This window comes from Paenibacillus sp. FSL R7-0273, assembly GCF_000758625.1.
Taxonomy (GTDB): Bacteria; Bacillota; Bacilli; order Paenibacillales; family Paenibacillaceae; genus Paenibacillus_AQ.
Genome location: NZ_CP009283.1, coordinates 2,900,647 through 2,916,658, shown reverse-complemented (window position 1 = coordinate 2,916,658; position 16,012 = coordinate 2,900,647). Strand labels below are relative to the sequence as shown.

The 16,012-nt window shown below is 51.4% G+C and carries 21 protein-coding genes; 2 read left to right on the top strand and 19 right to left on the bottom strand.

The genetic code is table 11. From position 1 onward, the window contains the following. Nucleotides 1–60: 60 nt before the first annotated feature. The 5 genes from R70723_RS32050 to R70723_RS12355 form a co-directional block, all read right to left on the bottom strand. Nucleotides 61–735 carry an HAD family hydrolase gene (locus R70723_RS32050; protein WP_052421290.1) on the bottom strand — a complete coding sequence of 225 codons (675 nt, stop codon included), beginning with the start codon at nt 733–735 and terminating at the stop codon, nt 61–63. Further along, nucleotides 732–2,372 (bottom strand): glycoside hydrolase family 9 protein, encoded by a 1,641-nt coding sequence (locus tag R70723_RS12370; RefSeq protein ID WP_039872359.1) that lies wholly within the window; start codon nt 2,370–2,372, stop codon nt 732–734. Before R70723_RS12370 ends, R70723_RS32050 begins: the two co-directional genes overlap by 4 nt. Beyond that, a complete protein-coding gene (locus tag R70723_RS12365) occupies nt 2,365–3,231 on the bottom strand; it encodes an HAD hydrolase family protein (RefSeq protein ID WP_039872357.1) in 867 nt (288 codons plus the stop codon). Before R70723_RS12365 ends, R70723_RS12370 begins: the two co-directional genes overlap by 8 nt. A gap of 82 nt (nt 3,232–3,313) precedes the next feature. Continuing rightward, nucleotides 3,314–4,051 carry a GTP pyrophosphokinase gene (locus R70723_RS12360; RefSeq protein ID WP_039872354.1) on the bottom strand — a complete coding sequence of 246 codons (738 nt, stop codon included), beginning with the start codon at nt 4,049–4,051 and terminating at the stop codon, nt 3,314–3,316. Between the two features lie 171 nt (nt 4,052–4,222). Next, a complete protein-coding gene (locus R70723_RS12355) occupies nt 4,223–5,251 on the bottom strand; it encodes an HD-GYP domain-containing protein (protein ID WP_039872352.1) in 1,029 nt (342 codons plus the stop codon). Between the two features lie 213 nt (nt 5,252–5,464). Between R70723_RS12355 and R70723_RS12350 the strand changes: the two genes are divergently transcribed. Further along, entirely contained in the window at nt 5,465–5,773 is a 309-nt protein-coding gene (locus R70723_RS12350) for a Dabb family protein (RefSeq protein ID WP_039872350.1), read from the top strand. On the opposite strand, the gene lepB is transcribed toward R70723_RS12350, so the two are convergent. The 8 genes from lepB to R70723_RS12310 form a co-directional block, all read right to left on the bottom strand. Next, nucleotides 5,770–6,267 (bottom strand): signal peptidase I, encoded by a 498-nt coding sequence (gene lepB / locus R70723_RS12345; RefSeq protein ID WP_039872348.1) that lies wholly within the window; start codon nt 6,265–6,267, stop codon nt 5,770–5,772. The two genes, R70723_RS12350 and lepB, sit on opposite strands and share 4 nt — an antisense overlap. Nucleotides 6,268–6,300: 33 nt before the next feature. Then, entirely contained in the window at nt 6,301–6,702 is a 402-nt protein-coding gene (locus R70723_RS12340) for a DUF4265 domain-containing protein (RefSeq protein WP_039872346.1), read from the bottom strand. Between the two features lie 124 nt (nt 6,703–6,826). Beyond that, nucleotides 6,827–7,588 (bottom strand): ABC transporter permease, encoded by a 762-nt coding sequence (locus tag R70723_RS12335; RefSeq protein ID WP_039872345.1) that lies wholly within the window; start codon nt 7,586–7,588, stop codon nt 6,827–6,829. Beyond that, complete coding sequence (locus tag R70723_RS12330; protein WP_039872343.1) at nt 7,585–8,334, bottom strand: ABC transporter permease; 750 nt, start codon at nt 8,332–8,334, stop codon at nt 7,585–7,587. The genes R70723_RS12335 and R70723_RS12330 overlap by 4 nt, the downstream gene beginning before the upstream one ends. Next, nucleotides 8,331–9,044: an ABC transporter ATP-binding protein gene (locus tag R70723_RS12325; protein ID WP_039872342.1), complete on the bottom strand. Its 714-nt coding sequence runs from the start codon at nt 9,042–9,044 to the stop codon at nt 8,331–8,333. Before R70723_RS12325 ends, R70723_RS12330 begins: the two co-directional genes overlap by 4 nt. Nucleotides 9,045–9,091: 47 nt before the next feature. Further along, nucleotides 9,092–10,147, bottom strand: a complete 1,056-nt coding sequence (locus R70723_RS12320) for a sensor histidine kinase (protein WP_047171112.1) — start codon at nt 10,145–10,147, stop codon at nt 9,092–9,094. Beyond that, nucleotides 10,144–10,821, bottom strand: a complete 678-nt coding sequence (locus R70723_RS12315) for a response regulator transcription factor (protein ID WP_039872339.1) — start codon at nt 10,819–10,821, stop codon at nt 10,144–10,146. The genes R70723_RS12320 and R70723_RS12315 overlap by 4 nt, the downstream gene beginning before the upstream one ends. 38 nt (nt 10,822–10,859) lie before the next feature. Next, a complete protein-coding gene (locus tag R70723_RS12310) occupies nt 10,860–11,726 on the bottom strand; it encodes an SDR family oxidoreductase (RefSeq protein WP_047171111.1) in 867 nt (288 codons plus the stop codon). A gap of 221 nt (nt 11,727–11,947) precedes the next feature. Here R70723_RS12310 and R70723_RS12305 point away from each other — a divergent pair, with 221 nt between their 5' ends. Next, nucleotides 11,948–12,727 carry a hypothetical protein gene (locus tag R70723_RS12305; protein ID WP_052421288.1) on the top strand — a complete coding sequence of 260 codons (780 nt, stop codon included), beginning with the start codon at nt 11,948–11,950 and terminating at the stop codon, nt 12,725–12,727. Nucleotides 12,728–12,735: 8 nt separating this feature from the next. On the opposite strand, the gene R70723_RS12300 is transcribed toward R70723_RS12305, so the two are convergent. From R70723_RS12300 to R70723_RS33740, 6 genes are all read right to left on the bottom strand, one after another. Further along, nucleotides 12,736–13,530 (bottom strand): lipid II flippase Amj family protein, encoded by a 795-nt coding sequence (locus R70723_RS12300; protein ID WP_039878653.1) that lies wholly within the window; start codon nt 13,528–13,530, stop codon nt 12,736–12,738. A gap of 37 nt (nt 13,531–13,567) precedes the next feature. Further along, nucleotides 13,568–13,978, bottom strand: a complete 411-nt coding sequence (locus tag R70723_RS12295) for a ribosomal maturation YjgA family protein (RefSeq protein ID WP_231574874.1) — start codon at nt 13,976–13,978, stop codon at nt 13,568–13,570. 33 nt (nt 13,979–14,011) lie between these two features. Then, the gene (locus R70723_RS12290) at nt 14,012–14,488 is read right to left on the bottom strand and encodes an NUDIX domain-containing protein (RefSeq protein ID WP_039872338.1); all 477 of its coding nucleotides are present in this window, start codon (nt 14,486–14,488) and stop codon (nt 14,012–14,014) included. Nucleotides 14,489–14,702: 214 nt separating this feature from the next. Next, nucleotides 14,703–15,275, bottom strand: coding sequence for a putative ABC transporter permease (locus tag R70723_RS12285; RefSeq protein WP_231574873.1), 573 nt, complete (start codon nt 15,273–15,275; stop codon nt 14,703–14,705). A gap of 170 nt (nt 15,276–15,445) precedes the next feature. Further along, complete coding sequence (locus R70723_RS12280) at nt 15,446–15,631, bottom strand: hypothetical protein (RefSeq protein ID WP_039872337.1); 186 nt, start codon at nt 15,629–15,631, stop codon at nt 15,446–15,448. A gap of 182 nt (nt 15,632–15,813) precedes the next feature. Continuing rightward, a complete protein-coding gene (locus R70723_RS33740; RefSeq protein WP_167336689.1) occupies nt 15,814–15,987 on the bottom strand; it encodes a hypothetical protein in 174 nt (57 codons plus the stop codon). Nucleotides 15,988–16,012: the final 25 nt, after the last annotated feature.

Below are 16,012 nucleotides of genomic sequence, written 5' to 3'. Positions count from 1 at the left end.
GCTTCGCTGAATAAGTGAGGTAATCTGGGCAGTATGTAAGCCCCTCTCTCAAATGGCATGCTATAAGAGCCCGTAGCATTCATCCAGTGAAACCACTGTATAATCCGGCTTCACCGTATGCTTCCAGGATGCTCCGGTCCGGTTAAGCCAGCATGAGGTAATTCCTGCCCTTGCTGCCCCCAAAACATCTGACGGTGTATCACCGATATGAATAATCTGCTCAGGTGCTGCTCCGTAATGGGCAAGGACCTCATTGAACATAAGATTACGGCTGTCGTTTTTGTAGGATTTGTACTGCTCAGAAGTAAACAGGGTGACCGGATAGCTCTGGTAGAACTCCGGAAGCATCAGGATATCTGTATCACTGACAATGCAGACCTGATATTCCCGGCATATCTGTTCCATAAACCGTTCTGTGTCCTCATACAATGCAGACAGCCGATGCTGTGCGAACAGAATATCTACAGCCTCCATGTAATTAAAATCCACCTTATGCTGCCCGAAAACCCGCTGAAAGCCGCAGGAGTAAATCTCTTTACTGGTCCAAAAGCTTCCCGTTTCCCTGACCTCTGCCGCCGTTTCATAATAGCTCCGCAGCAGCAGGCTGCCCAGCTCCAAAGCCCGGTCTTCACTGTAGTTCTGCTTAAGGATAGGCCTCCACACATATTCTCTCCGGCCTTCAATATTCACCAGCGTCTGAAACATATCCAGACTGACTACTTTATAGCGGCTCATCCCTGCAGGGACCCTCTATTAAATCGCGCTGTGACAAAAACAGCCGGTGAGTTCCAGTAGATCGTAACCTCATTGGTGGAATAGCTTGCCTCATGATCGGCAAAGCACTGCGCGGCAGGCTTGCCCTGCAGATGCTCCCTGACATATTCATCATGCAGCCCGCGGTCCGGTCCGCCGGACACAAGCCCGGGAACCGGCTCTGCCACCCCGTCTCCCACAGACGGGCGGTGATGGGGATATCGGACCGGACGGTCGCCGTACCCGGTCACATAGCTGATGTCCAGTACATTCCGGCCTAGCAGATAATGCAGATGATCCAGTGCACATTCCGCATAGGCTGCCTCTCCGCTGAAGCGCTCTGCTGCCAGCAGCAGCATCGCATTATTCATCACCAGCATATTGCTGCCCCAGATATAATCCTCTTCCCGCAAGGATATGCGGTAGCCGTCTTGTTGGCTAACCGCAGCCAGCCGGTCTGCCTCAGCCAGCAGGCCCGCCAGCAGTGAACGGTGCAGCGTGTCATCCGTACGCTCCTCACCGGCCAGCAGATAAGCCAGCGTGCCGTAACCGCCCATGTCCCCCCAGCCCAGGCTGTATTTGGGGAACGGTAACGGAATCAATTCTTCAGCAGCCGCTCGATATGATGGTTTGCCGGTGGTCCGGTACAGCTCTGCCGCTGCCCAGAAGCGTTCATCGCGGTTCTCTTCATCACCGTATTCTCCGGTCGTTATTCCCGGAGGATTGGTGAAGCCCGGTTCCTCGGGATGCTGCTCCAGCCAGCGCCAGGCAGCTTCCGCTGCAGCCAGACAGCGGGCAGCGTAAGCCTTATCCCAAGGCTCATAAATTCTTGCCGCCATTGCCATCACGCCGGCAAAGTCGCCGGTGGCAGCTGCAGATACCGGCGAGAAAAACAGCTCCGCCGTATCGTCCTCCGGCATCACCTCAAGCCCGGGAAAGCCCGCAGTTGTCAGCTTGTGATACACACCGCCGCTGCCGGCGTCCTGCATTTTGAACAGCCAGTCCAGCTCGACTCTGCATTCCAGCAGCACATCCGGTGTTCTGCCGTCACTTTCCGGCAGTGTGAGCGCATCCAAAAAGGCCTCGGGATACCATTCAAAGGCAAGCAGCAGGTCGGCAACCGCCTTGGCACCAGGACCCGAATATTTACCGTAGTCTCCGGCGTCATGCCAGCCTCCGCTGCTGTCCAGCCTCAGGCCGGGCTGGCCGATAACAGCGCCTTCAGCCAGATGGCAGGCTGCATGTCCCCAGGGGCCGGCATACTCTCCGCCCAGCTCCACACCACAGCGGTAGAAATAAAAGGCTTTCAACAATCCCTTCTGCAGCTCCTCATAGGGACGCTCTCCAAGAACAAACTCAGCTGAAACCGTCCCGTCCTCAGCTTCGATCAGGTACCGGCCTGCAGCGGTGACCGCAGAGAAATCTCCAGCTCGTACAACAGCACCGCTGCTCCCGTCCTTAACTGCCGCTGATGTTTCCCCGCTGAACACGGATGTACCGGTCTGTGCCTCCACTACACGGTAATGATGCGTCTGCCCCCTAAAGAGGGCGGTCTTCCTGCTGCTTACCGGATAACCAATCTGATTCACTGTAACCGTACGGACATTGTGTTCACTCACCTGATACACTCTCCCTTGTCATTTTCAGTGTATGTTCCAGATACGTTGCGACACCATCTTCGTTATTGGAGGCAATCACCTCATGGGCCAGCGCCTTGAGCTCAGGCCGGGCATTCTGCACAGCCATTCGCCTGCCTGCTGCAGTGAAGAGTCCAAGGTCGTTGATATGGTCACCGAACACTGTGATATTCCGGGTATCAACGCCCATATGCCGTGCCCACAATTTCAGCCCTTCACTCTTGTTGCCGCGGGGATGGCTGAATTCCAGGAAATAGTGCTCCTCTATGTATATGTCCTTCATGAAATGAATCTGCAGCTTATCCCCGAACCGCTCTAGCGCCGCCTGCCGGATGGGCTGTAGCTCCTCAAACAGGCCGATATAGCTGATAATCAGCGTCCGGTACCCTTCCGGGCAATCCAGCGCTGCTACTTCACGGAACCGCCTGTCCCCCGGCCGGCTGTTATAGAACTGCACCTCCCCGCTCCTTACAAGCGGTTCATGCAGCACACGCTCACAGTCCGCTTCATCAAGTGAAAAATAAAACGGGCAAAGGCCGCCCAGCTCCCGCCCAAGGGCGATGATTTCCCCGGAAATAACGGGGTCAAGCCAATAACCGTCAATCACCCTTCCGTTAATCCCGTCATAGATCAGCGCTCCGTTATAAAGAATCAACGGATGTCTCCACGGTATCTGTGTAACCACGCGGGCAGCACTGACATACCCTCTGGCCGTGGCATAGCTGATGAGTGCACCCTGATCCAGCGCTTGCGTAATCACCTGCACCGTATAGTCAGTAAGCTTCTGTTCCGAGGTGAGCAGTGTTCCGTCAAGATCCGTAATATAGGCCTCTGCCGGCATTCAATATCCTCCTTAAAGGTTTGATAGCATCTGCTACACTTACAAATACATGCTATACGATGAGCGTTGTGTCCGGCTGTGATTATTCACCCAGCAGCTTCATAAAGCCGGCCGGCAGATTAAACTGCTGGTTATTTATTGTAATCCGCTGGAACTCAATGGCATCGTCCTCCGCCTGGGCATCCTTAATTTCCTGGATCTCACGGTGCAGGCGCTCCATCTGCAGATCCAGCTCATTCGCCTTTACCGCTGCATTCTTCAGCTCACGGGTCAAATGCTCAGGAACAGACTGGCTGTACTTGTAGAAAATCTTATGTTCAAGGCTGGCCCAGAAATCCATCGCGATCGTACGGATCTGTACCTCTACACATACCAGCTCCGTGCAGTCTGACAGGAACACGGGCACCTCTACCAGCAGATGAAGGCTCTGATAGCCGTTTGGCTTCGGGTTTTTGATATAATCCTTAACTTGCAGCACCTTCAGGTCATCCTGCTTCTGCAGCATCTCGCTGACCTGATAAATATCGGATATAAAGGAACAGGTGATGCGGAGTCCGGCGATGTCCTTGATGCTTGATCTTACGGCATCCAGGGAAAAGGGTTTATTTTTGCGCAGCATTTTGTTCATAATGCTCTCCGGGGATTTGATTCGGGACTTTGTATGTTCAATCGGGCTATAGTCATGGAGCATCTGGAATTCCTGCTTCAGAATTTCAATCTTGGTCTCTATTTCCTCGAGGGCAAACTTGTAAATCATCATAAACCGGGTCAGTTCATACTTAATCTGCTTAAAATTCTCAATCTGGTTGCCAGCGTTCATCTTCATTTCTCCTCTTTCTGCTGCCAAAGGGTTTAGCAGGTTCTCATTTAATCATAGCCACTATGCCGCCGGAATTCAAATATGCCCGCAAAGCAATAAAAGCCAGCCCGGAAGCTCTGCAATGAGCATTCCGGGCTGGCTTAACGGGTGCCTGCGTGATACAGCGGCGGTCTAAACTAAAACCTCATCGACCGTCAATGCCCGTTCCTTCGATAAATCCCTGTATTCTTCATTCATTTTGACCAGCGGCTTAAAAATATCCAGGGCATTGTTCATTACAATTGTGCCTGTCTCCCCGTTACTTAGCAGCACAGTCTTTCCGACAAACCCCGGCAGCAGATGTCCGGTCAACGCCTGCACAACATTGCCGTTCAGTCTGCCAAAGCCCCATTCATGCACCTGACGCAGCACACTCACCAGCCCCTGCTTCGGACGGCTCAGTCTGGAGGTGGTCAGCTTCATATAAATATCTGCCACTGTTACAATTTCCGTGTACGGATGCAGATCAGCCTTACGGAGACTGGACGGATAACCGGAGCCATCCTCATATTCGTGATGCTGCAGTGCAACCAGTGCGGTGGCTTCATCCTTCATTGAGCCGCGGATAATATCATAGCCGTAAGCGGTATGCCGCTTTAGTTCAGTTTCCTCCGCAGCGTTCAGCAATCCGGGATTGTTGAGGATGGACAAGGATACCTGGCTTTTGCCGATATCATGCAGATAGCCCGCACGGCTGATCCGGTAGCATTCTTCCTTGGAATGCCCGAGCCAGGCGGCAATATAATAAGACAGCAGGCCCACCTGGAGTGAGTGCTGATACGTATCAATATCTTCGCGGTCAAGCAGGAGCAGGAGTGTAACAACGTCCTTCTGCTTGTCCAGCGTCTCCAGCAGCGGCTGCAGCGTGGCATCCACAAGCGCCGGGGTGAAGCATCCGTGAGACAATGCCTCCAGGAAAGTCGCTTCATAATTCATAATAGCCTCATCAAATTCTGCATGCAGCCCATGACCAGCCAGCTCCGCATTACCCGGAAGCTCGCGGGCCTGAATGGACACATAATCCACCCGGTGCCTGATCAGCAGAGAGATTTCTTCACGCTGCACAACTGTTCCGCCCGGTAATATATGCAAGCCTACATTATTGAAAGTATCAGTCATGAGGCGGTCACCAGGTTTGAGATCTGTGACATGAACCTTCAAATTGCAGCACTCCTTTAAATTGCAGATAATAAAACCTTATATTCCTTGATGATAGCCAAAAGCTCTCCAGGTAACAATATGGTTAAAGTCACATTCATATATCCGGTCTAGTTCTAATGTAACCCGACTTTAGCCGCTTTTTTTTAATGAAATTGTTGATTTAGTAAAGGATAGGGTATAATCAGTCCCAGTTCAATGAACAGGAGGTTAAATATGTACGAGCATTTGGTTGTATTCAAGTTCAACAGTAGCTTTGACCCGCAGCAGGAGCAGCAGCTGGTTAAGACGCTTTTGGGGCTGAAGGATCAGATTCCGGGAATAAGCGGGTTAACCGCGGGAGTGAATGTAACCGGGGAGACGGAGAATGTACATGGCTATACGCTGGGGCTCCGCGTGACCTTTACAGATCAGGAAGCCCTGCGCGCCTACGGGCCGCATCCGGCCCACCAGAATTTTGTAGCGATGCTTGAGGGGATTATTGAAAGTGTTGTAGTTGTTGACTATCCAGTTCCAGCTGACTAAAAAATATTATTCACATCAATAAGCACCTTGCCGACCAGCTGATCCTTGGCTACAAACGGAGTGGCCCACAGATGGGCATCATAGCTCACATTCCGGTTGTCGCCAAGGAAAAAGTAATGCTCCTCCGGAACGGTAACCGGTCCAAAGGTATAACTCATCGGCTCCTTAAGATACGGCTCTGCTATTTGCTCACCGTTTCTGTACAGCGCCCCGTCTTTTATTTCAACTGTGTCCCCCGGAAGGCCAATCAGCCGTTTCACATACCGCTTCTGCTCCTCGCCGGGCACCGGCGGGTGGAACACCACGATGTCACCATGCCCGAGCTTAGTCATCCAAAGCATTTTTTCCACAAACAGCCTGTCATTCACTTCGATCGTCGGGACCATGGAGTCCGTGGGGACCCTCATCGCCTCGGCAACATAAGAACGTATAAATAAGGACAGGACTATGCCCAGCGCAATACTAGGCAGCCACTGCTTCAGAAATTTTTTCATGCCGGCACCCCGTTTGTCGGATTGGATTATGAATTAAAGTTCAAACTTGGCCAAGATCCGTGACATTTCAGCTTCTACATCCAGCATAGTATCATCCTGAATATGGATCACAAGAAAGCCTCCAAAAATCTGTTCAGAGCGCCCGCCATTTTCCTTAACCGCCTGCTTCAGCGCTGATATCTCTCTTGAAGCCGCCGCTTCCCTGCTCAGCAGCCAGGCAAATCTCCGGTAAACGGACTTTTGCACGGTCTCCACATAATACGAGATCCCCTGCTTCTCCTTGACCCGGATAATATCTCCTAACGCAATGCCCGGGTTAAAAATCGGCGTCTCTTCTATTCTGTATTTGTCCTGTGCTACAGGAGTCACATCGAGCACCTCAATCTCCCGTCCCGACTCATCAAAGCAGATATGCAGTCCCACTGTTTCCGGCATTGTACACCTCGATTCTCTATGCAAATCCATGAATCTTCATTGTATTCAAACTTTCAAAGTTTGGCAATGAGCGTGATCATTGGATAATTAGCATCCTGACCGGCGGCATACAGACAGCCTGAGCTCAGGCATCCCGTCTACGGTAAAATGCGGTAGCTGCTGCTATAAACATCAGTGTCCATGACAGGGTTATGCCTGTCCCTTGCACAGGTGTAAGGGCATCCGCTCCGGTAAAAGCAGGCGGCGTATACATATAATAACCTGCTCTATCAGGGAAATAATTACTGAAATCAGGCAGAATACCCGTTGTTAATGGACTGATTATGAAATAATAACCGAGCAGTATTACCGCCGCAGGTGTGCTCCGTCTTAATAAACTGCTTATAGCCGCACTGAGGAGTGTAGTTAGCGTCAGATAGCCTGCTGCACCTGTTAATGACCTTATTACTGTATTTATTTCAATCCCTGCTGACGTGTCTTTCATCATAATAAAAGAATATAGAATTCCTGATGCCGCAATGATAAAAGCTGCCGGAAGAGTTACAATGGCCAGTGCCAACAGCTTGGCGGATAATTGAAGCCCGCGCCGGGGCATCACTGTCAGTGTAGTCCGGATCTGTCCGCCGCCTGTGTACTCTGAACAGGCAGCCAGGATCCCAAGAACAATGAACCCGGCCTGAAGATATCCCATTGAAGCAAGCCCTGTATTCAATATAGCCTGGGTTCCTCCAGCCCCCTGCAGACCGGCAGAAGTAAAGGCCGCAGCCAAAGCTAAATTAAGCATGAAGGCAGCAATGAGAAGGAAGCGGATCAAGGGTAAGGTAGCCAGCTTTTCCAGCTCAGCACCAAGGATCTGTGGAAGCCTTCTGCTGAAGGAGAGCTTCATGACGCAACATCCCGCTTACGGATTACAACAATTGCTGCAGCGAAAAGAACGGCTACCCAGGCAAACATGACCAAACCGCCTCTGAACGGACTAAGGATGCTTTCGCTTAAAGACATAAACATGTCAATACCGGCCCGGTCCGGCAGATATAACGCCAGCTTTGTAACCTTGGAGAGCAGAAAGCTGAAGGATACAAAGGAGGAGTTGATTATGAGCACAGCGAGGGGAACTATACCATTCTTTGTTAAAACGGTTATACCAAATGCTAAAAGAGCCGTGAATGCCCAGTAACATATTGCACCGATAAGCTTAGGCCATTCAAACCCCGGGGCATATTCACCCAGAATAAGATGTGTTGCCGGTACAACAGCCGCAATCGCAACACTGCACTGCAGTATGCTGATTAATGTCACTGCGCCTGCTTTTGCCAATAAAAAATGAAGTCTGGAGGAAACAACCGTCAAGCTTGCTGCAATTTGCTGCCCTCCGCCGGATTCACTGCTTTCGGTCAAATACTCACTGCTGACTGCAAGCACACCGAGAATAATGACACCCTGCACACCTACGGCTAATCCGATGTAACCAGCTTCCGGCAGCCGTGTGCTGACTCCTGCTATAAGATCCTCTTTTTGCGCTATACTGTCTAACGCAGCAATGACCGCCGGGGCAAATGCCCCGATGCAGCAGGCAAGCCAAATGCCCGGCAGGGAGAACAATTTATACAGCTCTGCATGAAACGCCCTCATACATTCTCACCAGTATATTCAGTGGTCAGGGCAAAATAAGCTTCCTCCAGCGTAGGATGTTTCCCTATTACTTCTGCCAATGTCCCGTCTGCAACAATTTGGCCTTGCTTAATAATCACTACATCATCGACCGTCTCGGCAAGCTCTCCCATTAAATGACTGGATAGCAGCACCGTGTTGCCAGACTCCGCACGCTTACGCAGAAATGTCCGGATCCAGCGGATGCCTTCCGGGTCCAGCCCGTTTACAGGCTCATCTAAAACCAGTATTTCAGGATCGCCGAGCAGAGCAGCTGCCATTCCAAGTCTTTTTCCCATACCAAGGGAATAGCTCCCTACTCTTTTGCCGGCTGCATTAGTCAGGCCTGTTATCTCCAGAACCTCCTCAACCCGTGCGCGTGGCAATCCTGCGGCGCGGGCAATCCAGCCTAAATGTGCACGGCCTGTCCGCATCCGGTGAGCTCCGGCTCCATCCAGTGCGGCACCCACTGTTGCCAGAGGATTATGTAATTCTGTAAACGGCTTGCCGTTAATTAGCGCAGTCCCCGAAGTGGCACGGTCAAGTCCTAGCAGAATACGCAGTGTAGAGCTTTTACCTGCCCCGTTCGGACCTAAAAAACCGGTTACTCTGCCCGGCCTGGCTTTAAAACTGATGCCCGATAAGATTTCCTGCTTCCCGCGGTGTTTTACCAGGCTATTTACTGTAATCAACCATAACACTTCCTTTCCGTTATGGTTCCCATTATAAAGAAGCAAGGTTACATCCCGGGTATCCGCCCGTTTAATTCCTGGTTACTTTTAGGTAAAGCTTTGCCAATCGTTACACTTGTGCCATATTCATCCGATGTGAATTCAGCCTTCAGCCTCATTTTTTCCAGCATATAGCCCACAGCCGATAAACCAATTCCCGCTCCGTGCTCATAGGCTGATGAGTTATCCATACCCGGCCCTTTGTCCGCGACAGTAATAACCTCTTTTTCTATATCAATCATGACACTTACATATTTCCCGTCTGCCGCATGCCGGACAATATTCTGAAATAAATTATCCAGAACCCGTGTCAGCCATTTAGGATCTGCTTCCCAATAAAAAGTTGTATCCGCAGGTATATCTGCATTGATCTGAATGTCCTGTTCTTCAAAAACCGGATACCACGCGGCAACCGCCGCCCTTACCAGACGCCCGATATCTGCCGGAGCAGGCACAAAGGGAAGCTTCCCTGAGGTAAGCTGGGTATAGGAAAACAAATCATCCATCAGCTCGCCGGCTCTTGTGATCGTACGGTCCATCTCTGCTAAGGAGCTTTGCCCTTCTGAGCTTATGGCTTCTCGATTCAGCCTTGTGATATGTCCTCTCAAGATGGTAAGGGGGGTCCGTAAATCATGCGATAAATTAGCAATAAGCCGGTGGCGTAACCCCTCCTCCTCATGCTCCCTTGCGCGGCTGTCCTCCAGCTGCTGAATCATCCAGTTAAAAGAGCGGCCTAACTGATCTATTTCGTCCATACGGTCACTTTGAACAGGTACGGGCTGCGGGAACGAGCTATGTTCAGCTGAGAAGGCCATGGCCTCCTGCAAGCTGGTGAGACGTTTGCGGAGCTTCAGGAAAAACAGCCAGGATATCAGAACAAAGGCAACAATAATAAAACCAAACACAAACAGTGCTGCGTAAAATTGATTCAGCGTATTCAGCGTTACTTCATTGACAGAAACCTCGACAAAGGCAGATAGAATAATAAGCACCATCGGAGGAAAAAAGATAAACATAAAATGGATCTTCAGATAACGGCGGAATAACGGCCTGCCCTGTTTCATAGCTTCACCCGGTAGCCGATTCCCTTCAGCGTTTCAATAATTTCCGGTGAATCCGGATTACGCTCCAGCTTTTGGCGCAGCCTGCGGATATGGACCATTAACGTTTTATCGCCTGTGATATAAGCTTCTTCCCAAACGGCTTCATAAATCTGTTCTTTCGGCAAGACCTGGTTAGGATGGCGTAAAAAATACATTAAAATCTGATGCTGCTTCCCTGTCAAAATCAGTTCCTCACCGGTGCGTTTGTCGAAAATCAGCTGGAGCTGCGGATCAACCTCAATATGTCCGTCTAATAAAATCCGTCCGGAGGGTGTTCCGCCGCTGCGGCGTATTAATACTTCCATTCTTGCAACCAGTTCTTCTGTATGGAACGGTTTCGTTAAATAGTCATCCGCAAATTGCAGTCCCTCGACCTTATCATCTATCGATGTACGCGCAGTTAAAAGTAAGATAGGAACAGCAGGTGCAGCTCTTTTCAACCGTCTGCCCACAGTAAACCCGTCCAGGCCGGGCAGCATAATATCCAAAATAACAAGCTCATGCTCCTTTACTTCTTGTTCAGCGCCTTCGCCGGAAAGCAGCCACCGGACTGAAAATCCGCGCTGCTCCAATTCTTCCTTGACCCAGCCGCCTATTGTCTCGTTATCTTCAATGTACAGAACATTTCTATTCAAGTTATACCCTTCTCTCTATAGGGGGAGATGTACGGTGCTTACTTCATCCCCGCCAGGGATTTGGCGATAAAGCGCTCGAGCGTTTTCCAGGGAAGCAGGATTTTGCCGATAATGAGGCTGTGAATGCCTTTACCCACCGGATAGCGCAGCTTGGGAGAGCGCTTCTGTACAAGCCTTCCAATCAGCTCGGCTACCTGTGACGGATCCGGCGCAGTTTCTGCAGTCCGCCGGGAGTAGCGCAGCACCTGCTCCAGCTGCTTGTTGTAAGGAGAAGCAGCACTGGTGCGGATGCTGTCCATTCCTTTGCCCCAGATCGGTGTGCGGAAGGAGCCCGGCTCGACCAGAATGACCTTAATCCCAAAGGGCAGCAGCTCCTGGCGCAGACTTTCGCTAAAGCCCTCCACTGCAAATTTGGATGCGGCATACGGCGCATAGCCGGGAAAGCCGAACAGCCCGCTCACGCTGCTGACATTGATAATACACCCCTCCCGCTGTTCCCGCATAACAGGCAGCACTGCCTTGGTAACCTCGACCAGACCGAAAAAATTCGTATCCATCTGGCGCCGCCACTCCTCCATGCTTATTTCTTCCGTGAAGCCGCCGACAGCAAAGCCTGCATTATTCACCAGCACATCTATGGCTCCGAAACGCTCGGTAACGGCTGATACGGCCGCTTCAATGGAGTCTGAGCGCGTAACATCCATCGTCATCAGATGAATTCTCTTTGTTACTCCGGCAGCTTCCGCCTGGCGGAGCAGCTCGTCCTTACGCTGCAGATCACGCATACACGCTACCACCTGATATCCCAAGGCGGCCAGCCTGACTGCCGTCAGCAGCCCGAAACCGCTGGATGTTCCCGTAATCAGCGCGATTTGATCACGGGCTTCTTCCTGAATTTGATTCATATATGCCTCCTGTGCTGTGATTGGACACTTCCATTCCACATTTATGCGTTGGCGAACTGGCGTTCCATTATTCCTTGACTTCCCAATAGATTCGAGCTATAGTGTGTATAAATTATACATGTTGAGCGGGCGAAGCACCTCGCAGGACAGGCATTTATGCCTTTCTTGGGGGTGCTTTTTTGCGTCCGCTGATAACATGCAGAGAAATGGAGATGACGCAAATGATTAATCCTGCTGTAATAAGCAGAATCCGCAGCTTTACTGTCCTGCTTCTCATTTTTGCAGCTTTGTCCGGGAACACCCCGCGGGCTGCGGCAGCCTCAGACTGGGATGAGGCGCTGGACCAGATTAACGAACAGTACAGCAGCTACACCAGCCTGCAGGCATCAGTTAAGGCTGAGAGCAAGCGCAATCAGGAGCTCCGCAAGCAGAACACAGCCGGTCTCGCTGCCGTTAATGCAAGGCTTCAGGCAACGGACAAGACTCTGCTGGGCCGTCTTAAATCAGAGGCTGAAGCCACCAGGAAGAAGCATGCTGCGCTGCTGGAGCAGTACTCGTCGCTGGGGAAGCAGGCTGCGGCAGCACGCAAAGCGGGCAATCTTAAGAGCGCTACTGCCTTCGAGCTGAAGCGCAATAAATTAAAGGCTTCTGCTGCAGCGGCGAATGCTGAGATTAAAGTGAAGAACACTGCGCTGACTGAAGCCAGGACGGCTGCGGCAGCCAAGAACAAGCCTTCCAAGGATGCGATCTCCCCTGTAGCCGGCATCAGAAAGCAAATTACTGCCGGCAACAAGCAGATCAGCGAAGCACAGGCGCTCCGCTCAGAAGCGGACAAACGTTATAAGACTGCCGTCAAGGCCGGAGACGCTGTTACTGCTGCGTCCGCAATGAAGCTTTCCTGTGCCAGGATGACGGAAATCCGTACCGGTCTGCAGCAGGTTTATGTACTTGAGCAGAAGATCACTGCAGCCCTCCGGCTGGCTGAAGCTAAGCTTCCATAACGGGCTTATCAGATTAGCTGAACCATCCAGCTGATGAAATAGGCAGCCGGCTCGAAGACGAGCTGGCCCAGCAAGGTTCCGAGCACCCTGGAGAACATTAACAGAACATAGATTTTACCTAGCTGGTCACGGTACTCTACACTCTCCGTTGCCTTATGGGTAATAATCCCCAGCTGCGGATCAATAAAGATGGTCAGCAGAATCGTAGCCAGACCGTTGATCAGCCCGGAGGCGTTGGAGGCGGTGGCCAGCAGCTGGGGAGACAAATGGCCGGCATACAGGGAGGACAGCACCCCAACCGTATAGAATCCGGTGACGAATATATTCATAATGATGAACCGCTTAGGGATGCCCAGATACCGGAAGCTTGGCAGCTGCAGGCCGGGCCGCTTGAAATACTTGCGGGTGTTCTTGAGCTGCTCCACAGTCACGCTGCTGAGCAGCTTGGGAATGGAGCCCTCTACCTCCAGCTTGGAAATCACCCTGCTGAACAGGCCGACAAAGGTCGGAAACAGTGCAATTGCAATCAGAGTACCCAGGGTAGAAGCGAGCATAATGATCCGCAGATAATTGCCCAGCGGAAAGCTTGGATCTTCATTGTTGGAGTAATCTACAAATTTGGCCGTCAGCGGGGCCTGAATCATATTGGCGGTTCTTGAGATCAGCACGATAATGCCGGTCAGGGATAAGGCAATGGCAATCTTGTTCAGCTTCACACCGGCAAAACGGACCGAATAGGATAACGTTTCTGCCGTATTAATAATCAAAGTCAGCAGGCATACGACGATTAAGCTGTTGGTCATGGTCATTAGGCATTCTCATCTCCATCAAGCTTATTTATCACGTTGAAGCTCTGTTCATGCAGCTCCGGTCCAGCACATAGGCGGCGCAGATTCCTGCTGTATAACGCACCAGGTCGATCCAGAGGAACCCTCTGCCCAGAATCAGCCTGCCCGGCAGCGTGGCCCGCACTTCATTAATCCATGCTGCCTGGTATAGCTGGCTGAGCTCAATGCCGAAGCTGAACAGCAGGCTTAGCGCAAGCGCGACTGCCAGTGACCGCCGGCTGAGCAGCAGGCGGAATCCGAAATACACCATCGCCGCCCATAATGCGTCTCCCAGATGAGCTGCTGCGAACTCAGGCAGATACTCCGCATAAGCTCTGGAACAGAGTCCTGAGACAAGAGTAATGATAATGGCACAGCAGTATATAATCCTGATGCGGCAGAGGTTTACAGCAATCTTTGGCACACTGATATCTCCTAACTTTTAATTAAGATGAAGCTACTCAAATATTGCCGGCCCGGCTTCAGCAGCGGGACTCCGGAACAGCTCAGCCGGATAGGGAATGGCAAGCTGCGGCAGCTCCCCTTCCTTGAAAAACCTGAGCTCCTCGCACTCTCCATCCATACTCCTTGGCGTCCCCTTGACGATTGAACACTCAAATACAGTAACGGAGTACTCAACACGGTCACCATTGCTGTACTCATACGCATACTTTTGGCCGCCGAATACGCCGCTGATCCGTAGTGGTGTTACCATTAATCCCGTTTCTTCAAACACTTCGCGGCGCAGCGCTCTGGACGGTGTCTCCCCTGGCTCAACCGCTCCGGCCGGCAGACCCCATAGCTGCTCTCCGCCTTTGCGGATGAAGAGAATTCCGCCTGCATCGTTACGGATCACCGCAGCCACAGACGGCACCAGCAGAAGACTTGTCCCTACATTGCTGCGCAGTCCGCGGTAAAATTCTGAAATCGGCATTATTACTCCCTCCTTACTCTACAGTACTACTATATGAGTTTATCAAAGAAGGCATTACGAAACTAACTATATTTGACACAGGATCGCCCGGTTCCCTCCATTAATTCCAGAAAACCCCGGAAATCCGTATTTCCGAAAATGCCAAAAAGGACCCTTCTTTGCCGGATGAACAAAGAAGGGTCCTTAATATACGGGCAGCGCTATAACAGAAAGGTCAGCCTTCACCTGGCTCCAGTCCGTTTAGACTGCGCCGGCGTATCCGCCAGGTCCAGAGCAAATCCGAAGTGAACAGCAGTACAACCAGCGGAAGCAGCGGTATCCACAGAATCTCGATGTAGGAATAGATCAGCCTGATCAGCGGATGCAGCATATAGATACACCCGGCTGCCAGCACCCACCAGTACAGCGAGAACTTGAGGCAGATGTGGCCGTGCAGCTGGCGGGGCATGTCCGAATAATCCCACCACTGTCTATGGAAGAAGCTCATCAGCAGCCAGCCGCTGATATACTCAACCAGCGAAGGGATAATCAGCACCAGCGTCAGAAACAGCGGCAGCGGAAGCTCCAGCCTTTGGGCTGCCAGCAGCAGCAGCGGTGCAAAGCCATACATCGGCTTGACCGGCCCCTTTAGAAAGCCCTCCTTACGGAAGCTCCCCTGGCTGTAAAGGTTGTATGACCCTTCGAGCATCCAGCCCAAGAAGGAGTATGCTGCAAAATAAAAGATATATTCTCCCGCCGCGGCAATTGCAGTATAACCGCCCGGCGGAAGCAGCGGAAAAAGATTCACCGGCCCGGCCTCCCGAATTGTATATTTATTGATACAGATCCATCGGGAGCTAGTATGTCAATACACCGCTGTAATTATGCGGATAATAAAAAAAGATGTCCCAGACCGTTGACTACGGCTCCTGAGACATCATATGGGCATGAATACTGGCATGCTGGACACCTTAAGCTTCACTCCTTCTGCTGCTGTTCCTTCATCAGCTGTGCTGCCAACGGATTATCGTACTGCTTCTTTAGCGCCTCCAGTGTGAGCTCACTGCGCACACCAACATCCGAGCCGTATTTCTTCTCAAGATTGCCTGCCAACGCCTCACCGCGTTTTTGCCTGTAGCGGCCGTTATCGTTACGACTACGCATCCTCTTGCCTCCTTCAAGTTCATCTGAATGAGTTCCGGGAAATCAGCCTGCGGACTGGAATATGATGACAAGCGACAGTACTTGACCTGAGTATACAACAGCTGTCTCTAATTACTCAATACAGCCGGTGCCACTAAAAAACAGGCTGCCCGTTTAGGACAGCCTGTCTGTATCAGTGTAGATCAGTTTTTCGGAAGCGGGTCCGGATGAGCGGACTCTGCCGGCTTGGCTACCCAGTCATCAGCCTCAGGCTCGATGTCTACGCCGTTCTCCATCTTTTTACGTTCTGCAAGAGAGTCGCCGTCCTTGTTCTCTTTATTGCGAATGTCCGCTTCGTTCTGAATGTGATCTGTCATGTGAATTCCTCCTTGAGCTTAACAG